General features: G+C 67.1%; 16 protein-coding genes. 5 read left to right on the top strand and 11 right to left on the bottom strand.

Annotated elements, in window-relative coordinates; genetic code table 11:
• Positions 1–21: 21 nt before the first annotated feature.
• Positions 22–318 carry a hemolysin gene (locus DT343_RS04015; RefSeq protein ID WP_112861827.1) on the top strand — a complete coding sequence of 99 codons (297 nt, stop codon included), beginning with the start codon at positions 22–24 and terminating at the stop codon, positions 316–318.
• A gap of 3 nt (positions 319–321) precedes the next feature.
• Here DT343_RS04015 and DT343_RS04020 read toward each other — a convergent pair whose 3' ends face one another.
• Positions 322–1,248 (bottom strand): LysR family transcriptional regulator, encoded by a 927-nt coding sequence (locus tag DT343_RS04020; RefSeq protein WP_112861828.1) that lies wholly within the window; start codon positions 1,246–1,248, stop codon positions 322–324.
• Positions 1,249–1,368: 120 nt separating this feature from the next.
• Here DT343_RS04020 and DT343_RS04025 point away from each other — a divergent pair, with 120 nt between their 5' ends.
• Together DT343_RS04025 and DT343_RS04030 are read left to right on the top strand one after the other, a co-directional pair.
• Positions 1,369–2,067 carry a pirin family protein gene (locus DT343_RS04025; protein WP_112861829.1) on the top strand — a complete coding sequence of 233 codons (699 nt, stop codon included), beginning with the start codon at positions 1,369–1,371 and terminating at the stop codon, positions 2,065–2,067.
• A 71-nt stretch (positions 2,068–2,138) separates the two neighbouring features.
• Positions 2,139–2,537 carry a DoxX family protein gene (locus DT343_RS04030; protein WP_112861830.1) on the top strand — a complete coding sequence of 133 codons (399 nt, stop codon included), beginning with the start codon at positions 2,139–2,141 and terminating at the stop codon, positions 2,535–2,537.
• Positions 2,538–2,584: 47 nt separating this feature from the next.
• Here the strand turns inward: DT343_RS04030 and pip are convergent, their stop codons facing one another.
• From pip to DT343_RS04055, 5 genes are all read right to left on the bottom strand, one after another.
• Complete coding sequence (pip, locus tag DT343_RS04035) at positions 2,585–3,565, bottom strand: prolyl aminopeptidase (RefSeq protein WP_112861831.1); 981 nt, start codon at positions 3,563–3,565, stop codon at positions 2,585–2,587.
• Between the two features lie 26 nt (positions 3,566–3,591).
• A complete protein-coding gene (locus tag DT343_RS04040) occupies positions 3,592–3,954 on the bottom strand; it encodes a DUF423 domain-containing protein (protein WP_112861832.1) in 363 nt (120 codons plus the stop codon).
• 48 nt (positions 3,955–4,002) lie between these two features.
• Entirely contained in the window at positions 4,003–4,608 is a 606-nt protein-coding gene (locus tag DT343_RS04045; protein ID WP_112861833.1) for a hypothetical protein, read from the bottom strand.
• Between the two features lie 72 nt (positions 4,609–4,680).
• Positions 4,681–7,263: a tipN gene (locus DT343_RS04050; RefSeq protein WP_112861834.1), complete on the bottom strand. Its 2,583-nt coding sequence runs from the start codon at positions 7,261–7,263 to the stop codon at positions 4,681–4,683.
• A gap of 139 nt (positions 7,264–7,402) precedes the next feature.
• Positions 7,403–7,585, bottom strand: a complete 183-nt coding sequence (locus tag DT343_RS04055; RefSeq protein WP_112861835.1) for a hypothetical protein — start codon at positions 7,583–7,585, stop codon at positions 7,403–7,405.
• Between the two features lie 157 nt (positions 7,586–7,742).
• Here DT343_RS04055 and DT343_RS04060 point away from each other — a divergent pair, with 157 nt between their 5' ends.
• On the top strand, positions 7,743–9,221 hold the full coding sequence (locus DT343_RS04060) for a phospholipase D-like domain-containing protein (protein ID WP_112861836.1): 1,479 nt from the start codon (positions 7,743–7,745) through the stop codon (positions 9,219–9,221).
• On the opposite strand, the gene DT343_RS04065 is transcribed toward DT343_RS04060, so the two are convergent.
• From DT343_RS04065 to folD, 5 genes are all read right to left on the bottom strand, one after another.
• The gene (locus DT343_RS04065; RefSeq protein WP_112861837.1) at positions 9,206–9,943 is read right to left on the bottom strand and encodes an endonuclease/exonuclease/phosphatase family protein; all 738 of its coding nucleotides are present in this window, start codon (positions 9,941–9,943) and stop codon (positions 9,206–9,208) included. The two genes, DT343_RS04060 and DT343_RS04065, sit on opposite strands and share 16 nt — an antisense overlap.
• Before the next feature lie 72 nt (positions 9,944–10,015).
• A complete protein-coding gene (locus DT343_RS04070) occupies positions 10,016–10,693 on the bottom strand; it encodes a TPM domain-containing protein (protein WP_258522496.1) in 678 nt (225 codons plus the stop codon).
• Positions 10,693–11,520 (bottom strand): TPM domain-containing protein, encoded by an 828-nt coding sequence (locus DT343_RS04075; protein ID WP_112861839.1) that lies wholly within the window; start codon positions 11,518–11,520, stop codon positions 10,693–10,695. The genes DT343_RS04070 and DT343_RS04075 overlap by 1 nt, the downstream gene beginning before the upstream one ends.
• Positions 11,517–12,200: a LemA family protein gene (locus tag DT343_RS04080; protein WP_112861840.1), complete on the bottom strand. Its 684-nt coding sequence runs from the start codon at positions 12,198–12,200 to the stop codon at positions 11,517–11,519. The genes DT343_RS04075 and DT343_RS04080 overlap by 4 nt, the downstream gene beginning before the upstream one ends.
• A 61-nt stretch (positions 12,201–12,261) precedes the next feature.
• The gene (folD, locus tag DT343_RS04085) at positions 12,262–13,185 is read right to left on the bottom strand and encodes a bifunctional methylenetetrahydrofolate dehydrogenase/methenyltetrahydrofolate cyclohydrolase FolD (protein WP_112861841.1); all 924 of its coding nucleotides are present in this window, start codon (positions 13,183–13,185) and stop codon (positions 12,262–12,264) included.
• 92 nt (positions 13,186–13,277) lie between these two features.
• On the opposite strand from folD, the gene DT343_RS04090 reads away from it, so the two are divergent.
• Complete coding sequence (locus tag DT343_RS04090) at positions 13,278–15,167, top strand: PPC domain-containing protein (protein WP_112862567.1); 1,890 nt, start codon at positions 13,278–13,280, stop codon at positions 15,165–15,167.
• The last annotated feature ends 64 nt before the right edge of the window (positions 15,168–15,231 follow it).

The following is a 15,231-nucleotide window of genomic DNA, read 5'->3' on the forward strand; positions in this document are numbered from 1 at the left end:
CGCTGAAGCAAGGAGACGACCATGAAGATCATCTTGAGCACCCTGTTGGCCGCCGGCGCCTTGGCTGTGTCGGCCTGCGCGCCGCTCCAGATCGCCGAGCCTGGGCCTGGATCGGACACCGGCTTTAAGGCGTGCAAGGTTTCGGATTATCAGAGTTATGTCGGCCGCAACCGTTCGACCATCCCGACCGCGCCCGCCGGCCAGACGTTCCGCGTGCTCTGCACCACCTGCGCGGCGACCATGGACTATCGCGAGAACCGGGTGAACTTCGTCTATGACGAGGCGACCAACATCGTGCGCGAAGTGAAGTGCGGCTGAGCGTTACCGCCCCACCGTATCGCCCGGCCACAGCGGTCCGCTGAACTTCGCCGCCAGATAGTCCATGAAGGCCGTGACCCTGGCCGGGCGCGGTCCGCCGCTGGGCGCCACCAGATGCAGGGCGATAGGCGGCAGCCGCCAGTCGGTCATCACCGTCTCGAGATGGCCGTCGGCGACGTCCTTCCAGTAGATGAAATCCGGCTGGGGAAAGAGCCCCAGACCCGCGCACAACGACGCCGTCAGGGCGTCGGAGTTGTTGGCGCGCAATGGCCCGCGCGGATGCACGACCACTTCCTCACCCGCCGCATTGCTGAACCGCCAGGTGTCCGGGCTGGGCATGTAGGCGTAGCCGAGGCAGGCGTGACGGGCCAGATCGTCGGGATGGGTGGGGCGACCCCGCTGATCCAGATAGGACGGTGAGGCCACCAGGGCGCGGGCCACAGGCCGCAGCTTGCGCGCCGTCAACGAGGAATCGGCCAGGGCGGCGATCCTCAGCGCGCAATCGAAGCCGCTGCCGACCAGATCGATGACCTCGTCCGACAGATGCAGGTCGATGGATACGTCCGGGTGGGTGGCGAGGAACTCGGGCAGGGCCGGGGCCACATAGGCCATGCCGAACGACATGGGCGCCGCCAGTCGCACCAGGCCGCGCGGCGTGACGGACATATCCAGAGCCTCCGACACCGCGCCTTCGGCCTCGGCCAGCATGTGGGCGGCGCGGGCGGCCAGGGTTCTGCCTGCATCGGTGAGGGCGAAGCGGCGCGAGGTGCGGTGGAGCAGGGTGGTCTTCAGCTGCTGTTCCAGACGCGTCACCGCCTTGGACACGGTCGCCTTGGACAGGCCCAGCGTCTCGGCTGCGCCGGAGAAGGATTGGCTGTCGGCGACCTTGGCGAAGATGGCCAGGGCTTCCAGATCGGGCAGGCGGGACATGGGCGGCCTTGCGTCCTGAAACGATGAGTTTCGGTTGTTTCTATTTCTGATCGGTCGCCGATCTCTATCTTGGCGTCAAGCAAAGGCGTCGGACGGTTCCGACGCGAAAGGACGAGTGCGATGATCGAGCGCAGACCATTTGAATCCCTCGGCGGCGCCAACCACGGCTGGCTGAACGCCAAACACCATTTCTCCTTCGCCAACTACTATGATCCCAAGCGGATGAGCTGGGGCAATCTGCGGGTCTGGAACGACGACGAGATCGCCTCCGGCACGGGCTTCCCGCCGCATCCGCACGCCGACATGGAGATCATTACCTACGTCCGCGATGGGGCCATCACCCATGAGGACAGTCTGGGCAACAAGGGGCGCACCGTCGCGGGCGATGTCCAGGTGATGAGCGCCGGAACCGGCATCCGTCACGCGGAATACAACGCCGAGCCGGACCTGACGCGGATCTTTCAGATCTGGATCGAGCCGACCCGGCGCGGGGATGCGCCGAGTTGGGGGACCAAACCCTTCCCCAAGGGCGAGCGATCGGGTCAGTTCGTGGTCCTGGCCTCGGGCTTTGAGGGCGACAAGGACGCCCTGCCGATCCGCACCGATGCGCGGATCGTGGCGGCGACGTTGAAGGCAGGCGACACCGCCGACTATCCGCTGGGCGTTGCGCGGCGGGCCTATCTGGTCCCGGCCAAGGGCGAGGTCGAGGTCAACGGCGTCCGGCTGAACGCCCGCGACGGCGCGGCCATCGCTCAGGAGGATGTCGTCACGGTCAAGGCGCTGTCCGACGCCGAGATCGTGCTGGTGGACGCCGCCTGATTTTCGGATCAAGCTTCACGGTCGGGCCCGATCCGACCGTGAACAACCGCATAAAAAGGCGAGGAAAGAGAATGTTCAATCAAGTGAATGGCTGGTCTCCCCGCGCCCTGGCGGCGCTCAGGATCGTCGCCGGTCTGTTGTTCCTGGCGCACGGCGTCATCAAGGTCTTCGGCTTTCCGGCCGGGGCCGAACCCGGTCAGCAGGAGCTGCTGTCGCTGTTCGGCATCGGCGGGGTGATCGAGCTGATCACGGGCCTGTTGCTGATCCTGGGCCTGTTCACACGTCCGGCCGCCTTCATCGCCTCGGGCCAGATGGCTGTGGCCTATTGGATGTTCCACTTCCCCAGCAGCCCGTATCCGGCGGTGAACGGCGGCGACGCGGCCATCCTGTATTGCTTCATTTTCCTGTACATCTTCACCGCCGGTCCGGGCGCGTGGAGCATCGACAATCGAACCGCAAAACGGTTCTGATTTTTCAGAATGGAAAGGCCGCCGCGCTGTCCTGCGCGGCGGCTTTTTCATGCCTGGAGGCTTGCAGCCCAGTCGGCGGCGCGGACCAGACTGTCGACGATGCCGGGTTCCGACGAGGCGTGGCCGGCGTCGCCGACGATGTCCAGATGCGCCTCGGGCCAGGCGCGGTGCAACGCCCAGGCGCCTGAAATTGGCGTCACCACGTCGAACCGGCCCTGCGCGATCCAGCACGGGATATGCCGCATCCGGTCGACATTCTTCAGCAGCCAGCCGTCCTCCTCGAAGAAGCCGGCGTTGGTGAAGAACCAGTTCTCGATCCGGGCGAAGGCGACGGCGAAGTCGGGCTCGGCGAACTTGTCCGGGCGGGCGTTGGGGCCCTCGACGCTGACGGTTTCGCCCTCCCAACTGGACCAGGCGACGGCGCAGCGTTCGCGCTCGGCGACGTCATCGCCGATCAGCCGCTTGTAATAGGCGGCCATCAGGTCGCCGCGCTCGGCCTCAGGGATGGGGGCGATGAAGCGCTCCCAGGCGTCGGGGAAGATCATCGAGGCGCCGTCCTGATAGAACCAGTGCAACTCCTTCTTCGTCAGCAGGAAGATGCCGCGTAGCAGCAGCGCGATGACCCGCTCAGGATGGGTGATGGCGTAGGCCATCGACAGGGTCGAACCCCAAGACCCGCCGAACACCACCCATTTGTCGACGCCGCACAGGGCGCGCAGACGCTCGATATCGTCGATCAGGGTCCAGGTCGTGTTGTCTTCCAGCGAGGCGTGGGGCCGCGACTGACCACAGCCGCGCTGGTCGAACATGATGATTCGATAGACGGCGGGATCGAAAAAGCGGCGCATGCCCGGATTGACCGCGCCGCCAGGCCCGCCGTGCAGAACCAGGACCGGCAGGCCGTGCGGATTGCCGGATTCCTCGTAATAGATTTCATGCACGCCTTCGGTCGGCATCCAACCCGAGGCATAGGCCTCGATCTCGGGGTGGAGCACACGACGCGGCTCGGCGGGCGTGGGGAAGGCCATGGATGCTTGGTCTTTCTACGAGGAAGTCAGGGGCGAGAACGCAAGGCCGCAAAGGCCAGGCAGAGCCAGCCGGCGATCATCAGCAGGCCGCCGATCGGGGCCACGGCGCCGAACGCCGGCACGCCGAGAAAGGCGATCGCCGCCAGGGCGAGGCAGAAGATGAGGCCGCCGACCGATCCGAGCCAGCCCGCAACCCGCGCCAGCCCGCCGCCCCCTGTCCATTGGGCGCAGGCGAAGGCGAAGACGGCGTGGACGATCTGATACTGGGCGCCGGTGGTCAGCAGGGTCTTGATCTGCGGCCCGGCGCCATGCGCGGCGAAGGCGCCGAGCGCCACGGCCAGGGCGCCGTTCAGGGCGGCGAAGACGATCAGGTTGCGACTCACTGTCATTCGAAAACCCTAGACCGCCAGTTCGTCGATGTCTGCGACCCAGGAGGGTTAACCGACGCGCGGCAGCGGCGTCAGGTGGCTGGCCATGGCCGAGGCGGCGGCTTTGACGCCCTTGCGCACCGCCGCTTCGTTGGCGGGGGCGGGCGCGCGCAGCAGGCCGATCGACGGCGTCAGCGGCCCATCCGGAAGGTCCGAGAGCACGCGGTAGAGAAGGTAAGAGCCGGCGTCCTCCTCGATGTCGGACGAGGCGTCGGCCTGCAGCCCGGCGGCGTTCAGGGCGCGAACCATGTCGGCGACGGGCGCCGTGGTGCGGGCCACGCCCGGCCCGGTGCTGGACAGGCGGTGTTTGTAGTCGAGGGTGCGGTTTTCCGCGCGCATCTGGACCCGGAAGCCTGCGCCCTTTTGCGTGCGTCCGACAAGGAGGACGGCCCGGCATTCCCCGCTGCCGAGACGGGCGGCCAGGGTCGAGGCCAGTTCGTCGGGATCGGCGGCGGCGATAGGCACAGCGCGGGCCCCGCTGGGGCTCCAGATTTCGCCCGACAGATCCTCGACCAGATCCCACCCGTCATCGTCGCCATCATAGGCGCAGATGATGATGCCAGGGCGGCGATCACCACTGGCACGACTGTCGATTTCGTTCATCGTGCCAGCCATAGCCCCATCCATGACAGTTCGGTGACGTGCAAGAGGCTGTAACTTCCCAACGCCGTCAAGTCCGCAAGAGTCTTAGCCCAGGTCGCCGACCGCCGCATCCAGCAACATGAAGGCGCGACCACTGTCCGACGCTAGGCTGGACTGAACCGCTGCGCTGTCTCCAGCGCGGGCGGAAGCGTTCAGCATCACCGCGAAGTTGCGGACATAGTGTTCGGCGTCAGCGCGCAGTTCGGCGTCACTGAGGACGCGGCGAGACACGCTGCGGACAGCGGCCGGCGCGACGCGACGCACGATCTGACGCGCGGCGTCCGGATCGCCATTGCTGAAGGCGCGGGCGGCCTCTTCGACGCGAGAACGAGGCAGAAGGGCGTTGGGGTCGACCCCCATGCGCCGAATGGCGGCGGCGACCCGGTCGGACAGGGCCTCGGCCTCGGCAGGCGAAGGGGAGGGCGTGTCCAACTCCAGCGGCGCCTCGTTGTCGTCGTCGCCGTCGATCAGATCGCTCCAGTCTAGCCCCTTGTCCGCGGACGGGGGCGGCGTCTCTGCAGGCTCGAGCCGCAGGCGACTGCGCAGACCAAACCGGCGCTCCTCGGCGGGCGGCGAGGCGGGAGGCGTTGGGCGATCGGTCCGGCGCTCGGGACGAGGTTCTGGCCGGGCTTCGATCTCTGCGGCCGGCTCGCGACGACGCGCCGGCGTCGTATCGCCCGACACCACGCCCATCAGACGCACGGCCTCGGTCAGCATGTCGTAGTTTCGGCGCACGCGATCCTGGAAGCCGACATCCAGCGCCTCGGTGTCTTCGGCCGCCTTGCGCGAGGCGGCGGAAAGGGAAGCCAGGCCTTCCTCGACCGTGGCGCGCACGGCGTCGGCGCGGGCGCGAGCTTCCTGAGGCAGGCGCGCGGCGCGCTCGTCGATGTCGGCGACGGCGGTGTCGATTTCCGACAAGGCGCTGTTGAGACGTGCGACCAGGGTTTCCAGGCGGCTGACCATCCGCTCGCCGGTCTCGTCGACCAGGCCGGACGTTTCGGTGACGATGCGGCGGGCGTCGGCGATGCGGGCGTCGGCGGCTGTGTCGGCCTTTTGGGCCGCGTCGAACAAGGATTCGCCCAGGCGGTCGGTGCGCAGACGCGCCTGTTCGGCGGCGTCGGCGGCGGCGGCGCGAGAATCCTCGGCCGTGGCGCGCATCTGCTCCAGGGCGCGGCGTGTCTCTTCCATCAGGGCGTCGCGCGCCTCGGCCGCCAGGGCCTCGAAGCGGTCGAGGGCGAGCTTGGTGGCGGAATCGAAGCCGTCGGCCTCGCGTTGCGACATGTCGACGAGAGCGCGGAACTGGTCGGTGGCCGCCTCGACCAGATCGCGCATGGACTCGACCGAGGTCTGGGTGGTGCGATCCAGATCGCCCGCGGCGCTGCGCGTGGCAGACAGGTGTTCGATCAGTTGAGCGCGCTGGCTTTCGACCTGGGCGGAGAAGTCTTCCTGATCGGTGCGCAGGGCGTAGGCGGCGGTGACCAGGGCGGCGCGCTGCTGGCTGAGGCCTTCCTCGACGGACTGAATCTGCTCGGCGACGCCCGAACCGGCGTTCTCAAGTCGGATTGTCTGGCGCGCCAGATCGTCGGACGCCACGCGGGCGGCGTCCTGGGCTTCGCCTGCGGCGGCGGCGAGGTCGGCGGCGCGAGCGGCAAGGGCGGCCTCGGCTTCGCGAAGTTGCGCCTGAGCCAAATCAGAGGCGTCCGCGACCATGCGCGATTGCCGCTCGACGGCGTCGATGACGCCCGACGCCTGCGTATCCAGATGGATGCCCAGGGTCTGCATCTGGTCGCGCTCGCGGCCCAGGTTTTCCGTGAGACGACGCGCAGTGCGGCCGGCGTTCTCGGCCGCCTCGTTCAGGCGAGTTGTCTCCTGGGCCAGCGCCTCTCGAAGCAGGGCCATATCGTTGCGTGCGCGTTCCGCCGCCAGGGTGGCGTGATCGATGTCGGAACGCAGCGACTGAAGCACCTCGCCGGTCTGTTGGGCGGCCAAGGCGGTCGGGGCGACCAGGGCCTCGGCCAGTTGCCGGGCGCGACGCGTCTCTGCGGCCAGACCGGCGCCCTGTCGGACGGCATGGGCCAACATGATGGCCAAACCCGCAGGGGCCAGGGCGATCAGGGCGTAGATGGCGATCCGCAGCGGGTCCAGTTCTGCCCCGCCGGCGCCGAACTCGTAAGCGGCCCAGGAGGCGACACCGCCGATCCAAAGCGCCGAGGCGATACCCGCGATCACATAGGCATGGCGTCCTGACGGCTCGGCCTGGGCCTTGGCTTGAACGGTCTTCACAGCCGGCGGTTTGGACAGTTCGAACGGCGCGGGCGGCTGACCGACGGCGACGGCCATATCGACAGGAGCCTCTGGCGTCGGTTTCGCATTGACGGGGGCGGTGCCGCGTTCGGCAGCAAGGGCGCGTTCCTCGGCCAGCCGCTGCTCTTCCAGCAGGCGACGCCGGCGGCGCTCCGACATCGGGGGCTCGAACTTCGGCTGCACGATTTCGAAATCAGGTTCGGGGATCGGTTCGAATTCAGACGTCGCCTCGTCGGGCGGCGTTTGGTCCGTCGTCGAGAGCTCTATGGGCGCAACGACTTCGTCATCGGTCAGCTTCAGCGGCGGCCGTTTGGGAGACTTCATAAGCTCAACAACTCGATCTCTGCGCGGGCGTCCGACAGCGCCATGCAAACCCTAGAGCATGATTGGTGCGGACGAAACCGACTCAAGTCCGCAACCTGTCGATGAACTGTGGCATGCAGCGTCAGATCTGACGCAGCGGTCAGCAGTCGCGCTTGGATTCGGACAGCAGGGCGGCGTTGGAGCCAGCGTCGCGACATTCGACCACGCGGCGCACTTCGCGATCGCCCTGGTTCTGTTTGTGGGTGTCGACACCGAACTGGGTCAGGACGGCCGCGGCCAGCAGGGCGATGAAGCCAGCGATCAGCTCGACAAGCGCCTGCATTCTACCCTCCCTCGCAGCCTGTATGGCTACGCTCCTTATGCGCCAAATCGGAGAACGTCACAATCCCGCCCTGAAAGATTGACGGAAGGACACGTGCGTGAAACGGAGGATGGAGGCGCTTCGACACCATGTCACGCGAATCAGACAGATAGGTCGCATGACGAACGGCAGCGACACTTACGAAGGCAGTCTGCTGGAGCCGGGGCCTGCCCTGTGGACGTCCGCCGTCGCGCACCGTTTTTCCGTGCTGATGGAAAACGAGGCCTATTTCGACGCCCTCTCGTCTGCGATTCACAAGGCGCAACGCTCCATCGTGCTGCTGGGATGGCAGTTCGATCCACGCACCCATCTGGATCCGGAGACGCGGCCCGGCGACAAATCGGCCGAGATCGGTCGCCAGCTGCGGATGCTGGTCAAGAAGAAGCCGGACCTGGATGTGCGACTGCTCATCTGGAAGTCGCCGCTGCTGATCGCCGCGTCGCAGGGCTTCTATCCGCACAAGGCGCAGCGCTGGTTCCGCAAGCGGATGGTGGAATTCCGGCTTGATTCCCCCGGTCCTATCGGCGCCTGTCATCACCAGAAAGTGGTGGTCATCGACGACAAGGTGGCCTTCTGCGGCGGCGGCGACATCTCGACCGATCGCTGGGATTCCGACGAACATCTGGACGGCGACCCGCGCCGCGCCCTGCCTAGCGGCCTGATCTGCAAGGCGCGTCACGAGGTGATGAGCGTGATGGACGGCCCTGCGGCGCGTGCGCTGGGCGATCTGGCGCGCGAGCGTTGGTTCAAGGCGACGTGGGAGCGCACCATCCCGGACGAGGTCGAGAACGATCCCTGGCCTGACGGCGTGCCGGTGCAGATGACCGACGTGCCCGTCGGCATCGCCCGGACCGAGCCGAAATGGTCGGGGCGGCAGGAGGTGCGCGAGAGCGAAGCCTTGCACCTGGAATCAATCCGGCGCGCCAAGCGGCTGATCTATATCGAAAACCAGTATTTCACCTCGCCGGTCATCGCCGCCGCATTGGCCGAACGACTGGCCGAAGTGGATGGACCGCAGGTCATCGTCATCTCGACCGCCAAGAGCCCGAGTTGGTTCGACAGCATGACTATGGACACGGCCCGGGCCGAGGTGCTGCACCGGCTGGAGCAGGCGGACAAATACAACCGCTTCTTCGCCTTCGCCCCGCTTACGGCGGAGGGCGACCGGATCATCGTCCACGCCAAGGTGACCATCATCGATGACCGGCTGCTGCGGATCGGGTCCACCAATCTGAACAACCGTTCGATGGGCCTGGATACCGAATGCGACATCGCCGCCGAGCCCGTTGACGCGGCGGGTCGGGCCTTCATCACGGCCCACCGTCACCGGACGATCGCCCATTGGCTGGGCGTCGCGACGGAAGACTATGCGGCGGTCGAGGGCGTCTTCGGCTCGGTGGGGCAGGCGATCTGCAACTTCGAAACCGATCGGCTGAAGCCGCTGGGCTCGGAGCCGCCGACGCGTATCCAGCGGATGTTCGCCGAATGGCAGCTGGGCGACCCGACGTCGTCCAGCGATGCCTGGCGGCCTTGGAAGCGTCTGAACCGTTCGCAACGCACGCGACCAGCGTCCGAGGGCGGTCACGCGCCGGGTTGAACGACCTCGAAATCGACGATCAGCGGCAGGTGGTCCGAGGCGACGCGGGCCAGGGGCGAGAAGGCGGATCGCACCGCGCGGATGCGGATATGCGGGCTGACGAAACAGTGGTCGATGCGGATGGCGGGGAAGGCCGAAGGGAAGGTCTTCACACTGGGTTTCTGGCCCAACTGACGCTGGCAGTCCTGCAGGCTGCGGCACAGGGTCTGATAGGGGCGGGTGATCGAAGTGGCGTTGAAGTCGCCGGCCAGCAGGGTCGGGCCCCTGCATCCGCCGACCCAGCCGGATCCAGCCAGCGCGGCGGCCTGAAGCCGCTGCTCGCGCGGGACCAGACCCAGGTGGGTGTTCATGACGTTGACGGCTGTCCCGTCGATCTCGATTTCCGACCAGATCGCGCCGCGCGGTTCCAATCCCGGAATGCCGGTGACGGTCGGCAAGGCGTCGGCGCGGACGAGCCGTTCGGGGTGAGAGGTCAGAATGGCGTCGCCGTACTGTTCGGCCTCGACCCGCATCGCCGGGTGAAAGCGAGAGGTCATGGCCAGACCGTCGGCGATCGCCTCGGCCTGATCAACCCCGCCCGTGCGTGCGCGGCCCACATCCAGTTCCTGCAGGCAGACGATGTCCGGCTCGAACTCGGCGATGACGGCGACGATCCGATCGACGTCCAGACGACGATCCGTGCCGACGCAGCGGTGGACATTGTAGGTAAGAAGGCGAGGCATGAGCTGGCGGCTGTTTGAAAGATGACCGTGGGCTAGGCCTTCTGGCGCGCGAATGCGACCCCGATGCGACGATCAGAGCAGGATCAGATGATCGGGCAACTCATTCGGGTTGTCGGCGCGCGGCGGAAAGTGGCGGGCCAGAACCTCGCCGCACAGACCGATGGCGGCCGCGAAACCATCGACCGGGCGTTCGGCGCGCAGTTCGCGGGTCAGGACGGCGACGGCCTGAGCCCAGGCGTCCTCGTCGACCTTGGCGTAGATGCTTTCGTCGGCGATCAGTTCGACCTGATGTTCGTCCAGGGCCGCAAAGATCAGGACGCCCGTACGCTCCTGAGTGACGTGGACGCCGTGCGCGAGGAACTGCTGCAAGGCGGCCTCCCTGACGCGGCCGCGCCTGACGCCGGCCGGAGTCACAAGACGGCGCACGGCCGGGATACGGGTCATCAGAAAGACGCAGACGAAAACGACGGCCTGCGACAGGGCGTAGAGGCCCAGGGCCTGCGCTGTCGTGGCGTCCTGCGCGGCCTGGTGGGCCGCCTCCCAGCCGTCGCCGGGCCAGCGAAGATCCAGCACGAACGGAACGAAGACGATCGGGGCCAAAAGCGCCATCGCCGCAGCCCAGGCCAGGCTGACGTCCACATAGGTCGAGACCCGACGCGCGACGACGCAGAAGATTTCACCCGACGTCTGACGCTCGGCCGCCGCTATGGCTTCGGCGATGCGGGTGCGGTCGTTGTCCGTGATCTGCATCACCATCCCCCCGAGGCCCCGCCGCCGCCGAAACTGCCGCCGCCGCCGCCGAATCCGCCACCACCGCCAAATCCGCCGCCGCCGCCCCAACCGCCGCCGCCTCTGCCGGAGTTCCGCAGCGCCTCGGACGCCGCCCACAGCAGGACCGAGCTGACATTGCTGCGTCGTCCGCGCCCGGACCGCATGGCGATCAAGAAGATGAACAGGAAAAGCCCGGCGATGATGACCAGCGGGATAACGGATTCGCCACCGGTGTCGGCTTGCTCGGCCGCGGCGGCCTGAGCACGCGCCTGCGCTTCTGCTGGGTCGAGCGACAACTGGTCGATCAGGGCGTCCACGCCCTTGATCACGCCGGCCTGGTAGTCGCCGTCGCGGAAGGACGGCAGGATGTCGTTGCGGATGACCTGAGACGAGAAGGCGTCGGTCAGGATGGGCTCCAGCCCATAGCCGACCTCAATACGCACCTTGCGTTCGTTCGGCGCGACGATCAGCAGGGCGCCGTTGTCATTCTCCTTCTGACCGATGCTCCAGGCGCGACCCAGCTGATAGCCGTAGTCCTCGATCTCCTGATCCTGAAGGCTGTTGACCGTCACGACGACCAACTGGTCGGTCGAACTGGCTTCCAGCGCCGCCAGCTTCTCTGTCAGCGCCTGTTCCGTCGCTGGATCGAGCAGATTGGCCTGGTCGACCACGCGGCCGGTCAGCGGCGGGAAGTCGATCTTGCTCTGCGCCACCGCCGGAAGGACGAGCAACAGCGCGATGAACAGGCCGAAGAGGAGGGCGGCGACGCCCGTTGACCGCCGCGTCGCCGCTTGAAGGCTCGTCACTGGGCGGGCGGGGTCGCGCCCGGCGCCACGGCCGGTGCGCCGCCGCCGGGCGCCGAGGCGTTGGCGGGCGGGGCGTTCAGGTTGAAGTTGACTTGCGGAGCCGACTGGGCGGCGGCGGTGGCGGTGAACAACTGCATCGGTTGCGAACCGCCGTGCAGGGTCTTGGCCCAGATCACCTGCGGGAAGGTGCGCAAGGTCGTGTTGTAGTCGCGAACGGCCTCGTTGTAGTCGCGGCGCGCTATCTGGATGCGGTTCTCGGTGCCTTCCAGCTGGGACTGCAGGGTCAGGAAGTTCTGGTTGGCCTGAAGTTGCGGATAGGCTTCGACCGTCACCAGCAGGCGCGACAGGGCGCCGGACAGTTGGCCCTGGGCTTCCTGATACTGCTGGAAGGCCTGCGGATTATCGAGGTCGTCGGCCGAGACGTTGACCGAGGTGGCGCGGGCGCGCGCGTTGATCACGTCCGTCAGGGTGGTGCGTTCCTGGATCGCGGCGCCTTGAACCGTCGCGACCAGATTGGGAATCAGGTCGGCGCGGCGCTGATACTGGCTCTGCACATCCGCCCAGGCGGCCTCCGCGCGTTCCTGCTTGGTCGGAATCGTGTTGTAGCCGCAGCCCGCCACGGCGGGGACGATCATCAGAGCGCCGGTCAGAGCGACGGCGCGGGCATTGAGGCGGACCATGACATCTCCCGTTCGGCGATAGCGCCGTGGAGCGGGACTATTCACCGGCCCAATGAATGCATCAAGCGTCCAATGGCTCCGGTTGGATATTGTTGAGGCGGCAGGCGGCCGAATAGGTGTTGGCCAGCAGACAGGCGATGGTCATGGGGCCGACGCCGCCCGGCACCGGGGTGATGCGACCTGCGACCTCGACCGCTTCCTTGAAGGCCACGTCGCCGACGACGCGGGTCTTGCCCTCGGCGGCCTTGACGGGATCGGCTGACGGGACGCGGTTGATGCCCACGTCGATGACGGTCGCGCCCGGCTTGATCCAGTCGCCCTTGATCATCTCGGGCCGACCGACGGCGGCGACCAGAATGTCGGCGCGGCGGCAGACCTCGGGTAAGTCCCGCGTGCGCGAGTGGGCGATGGTGACCGTGCAGCTTTCGGCCAGCAGCAGTTGCGCCATCGGTTTGCCGACGATGTTCGAGCGGCCGACGATGACGGCGTTCAGGCCTGACAGATCGCCGAGCTGATCCTTCAGCAGCATCAGACACCCCAGGGGGGTGCAGGGGACCAGACCCGGCAGGCCGACGGCCAGACGACCCGCATTGACCACGTGAAAGCCGTCCACATCCTTGTCCGGCGAAATGGCGTCCAGAACCACCGTCGCGTCGATGTGGGCGGGCAGGGGCAGTTGGACCAGGATGCCGTGAATGCCGGCATCCGCATTCAACTTGGCGATCAGGGCCAGCAGCTCGTCCTGGCGGGTCGATTTGGCCAGGCGGTGGGTGTCAGAGCGCATGCCGGCGCGCAGCGTCGTCTCACCCTTGTTGCGGACGTAAATCTGGCTGGCCGGATCCTCACCGACGATGACGACGGCCAGGCCGGGCTTGACGCCGTGCGCGGCCTCCAACCGGGCGACGGCCGCGCCGACGCGTTCCACCAGGGCGGCCGAGAAGGCCTTGCCGTCGATCAGGGTCGCAGGCGTGGATTGGGCCGACATGGCAGCTCCGTCTGGCGGGAAATCAGGATGGCGGCGATTTACAGCCGTCACGGTTCGGCGTCTATGATCCGCAGCCTATGCTGGAGGAATTCATGAACCGTCCGTCGCTCGTCGCCGCTGTCAGCACCCTGGCCCTGTTTTGGGCGGTCGCGCCGGCCGTGGCCCAGGACGCGCAGTCTCTGCGCATCGGCGCCAATGTGAACGGCGGCCTTAGTGATGGCGACGCCAAGGCTTCGGCGGACGAATATCGCTATGACGACTATCGGTTTGAGGCGCGGGCGGGTCAAAGGCTGGAAGCCACGCTGCGATCGGACGCTTTCGACGCCTATTTGGAAGTCTATGCCGACGGGGCTGCGGGCGAGCCGCTGGCGTCCGATGACGACGGATTGGGGGACGGCACCAATGCGCGGCTGCGCTTCACGCCGGAACTGGCGGGGACCTATGTTCTGAGAGCCCGGACGCTGAGCGGACTGGACGGCGGCGACTATCAGCTGTCGTTGCAGGAACGCCCGGCGCCCCCGCGTGCGCCGCGACCCGGCGGCATTCGCGTTGGGGCGACCCAGAGCGGCGAACTGACGGCTCTCGATCCTGAGCAGGAGGACGGCGGCCGCTATGACGCCTACGCCTTCCGCGCCAACGCCGGCGATCGGTTTGCGGTGACGCTGGACTCTGAGGCCTTCGATCCCCTGGTGCGGGTGGGGCGGATGAACGGTCCCGATTTCGTCGAGATCAGTTCGAACGACGATGCGCCCGGCGGCGGGCTGAATTCGCGGCTGACCTTCACGGCGCCGACCGCGGGCGAATATGTGATCCGGGCCACGTCGCTGGAAGACGGGCTGGGTCGCTACGAACTGGGCCTGGCCGAGGCGCCGCCCGCGCCGCCGTCAAAGCCGATCGCGATCGGTGACGAGATCAAGGGTGAACTGGGCTCGGACAGCGCCACGAACGACGGCGGCCAGCGCGCGGAAACCTATCGCTTCACAGGGACAAACGGCCAGCGCGTCGCCATCGAGATGAAGTCGAGCGACTTCGACGCCTATCTGACGCTCCGCCGTGCATCGGACGATACCGTGCTGGCGGAGGATGATGACGGCGCCGGCTCGGGCACCGACGCCCGCATCGCGCGCACCTTGGATGCCGACGGCGACTACATCATCGAGGCGCGCGGGTTCAGCGACGAAGCCGAGGGCGACTATACGCTGAAGCTCACCGAAACCGCGCCGCCGCCGCCGCCGACCACGGCGACCCTCGGGCAAAAGGTCGAGGGCGAGATCGCGGATGACGACCCCCAGGCGGACGACGGCAAACACTATGACGCCTACGTCATTCCCGGAACCGAGGGGCAGCGCGTCCAGGCGATCCTGCGGTCGGGCGACTTCGACGCCTATCTGGAGATCGGCAAGGCCGACGGTGAGTTCGAGGCCCTGGCCAGCGATGACGACGGCCTGGCCGAGGGCACGGATTCGCGGCTGAACTTCACCCTGCCGTCGGGCGGGAACTATGTGGTCCGCGCCATGCCTCTGGATGCGGAAAGCAAGGGCCTCTATTCGCTGGAACTGCTGGATCGCGGGCCGGAGCCCAAGCCCGGCAGTCTGCTGGTCGGTTCTACCGTGCGCGGAACCCTGTCCAACAGCGCCGCCATGAGCGACGAAGGCGCGTTTTTCGACGCCTATCGCTTCCAGGCCAAGAAGGACGAGAAGCTGCGTCTGACGATGGTGTCGAACGCCTTCGACTCCTTCATCGACTTGGGCAAGGAAGACGAGGACGGCGACTTCACCAGCCTGGCCACCGATGATGACAGCCTGTCCGACGCTCACGCAAAGCTGGATTGGACCGCGCCGGACGACGGCTGGTATGTCGTGCGCGCCCGCGCCTATGGGCCCAATCAGATGGGCGCCTATGCCCTGACGGTCGCGCGTCAGCCTGCCAGCGCGAACACTCCGTCGCCCGAGAATCCGCCGATGATCATGAATCCGAAGTAGGCGCCAGGCGCGCGCCTTCGTCCCTTGGATCGAGCTGCACGGTTGCCAAGCGCGGGACGCCGCG

Origin of the sequence: Brevundimonas vesicularis, from assembly GCF_900445985.1 — a bacterium.
Classification (GTDB): Bacteria; Pseudomonadota; Alphaproteobacteria; order Caulobacterales; family Caulobacteraceae; genus Brevundimonas; species Brevundimonas vesicularis_D.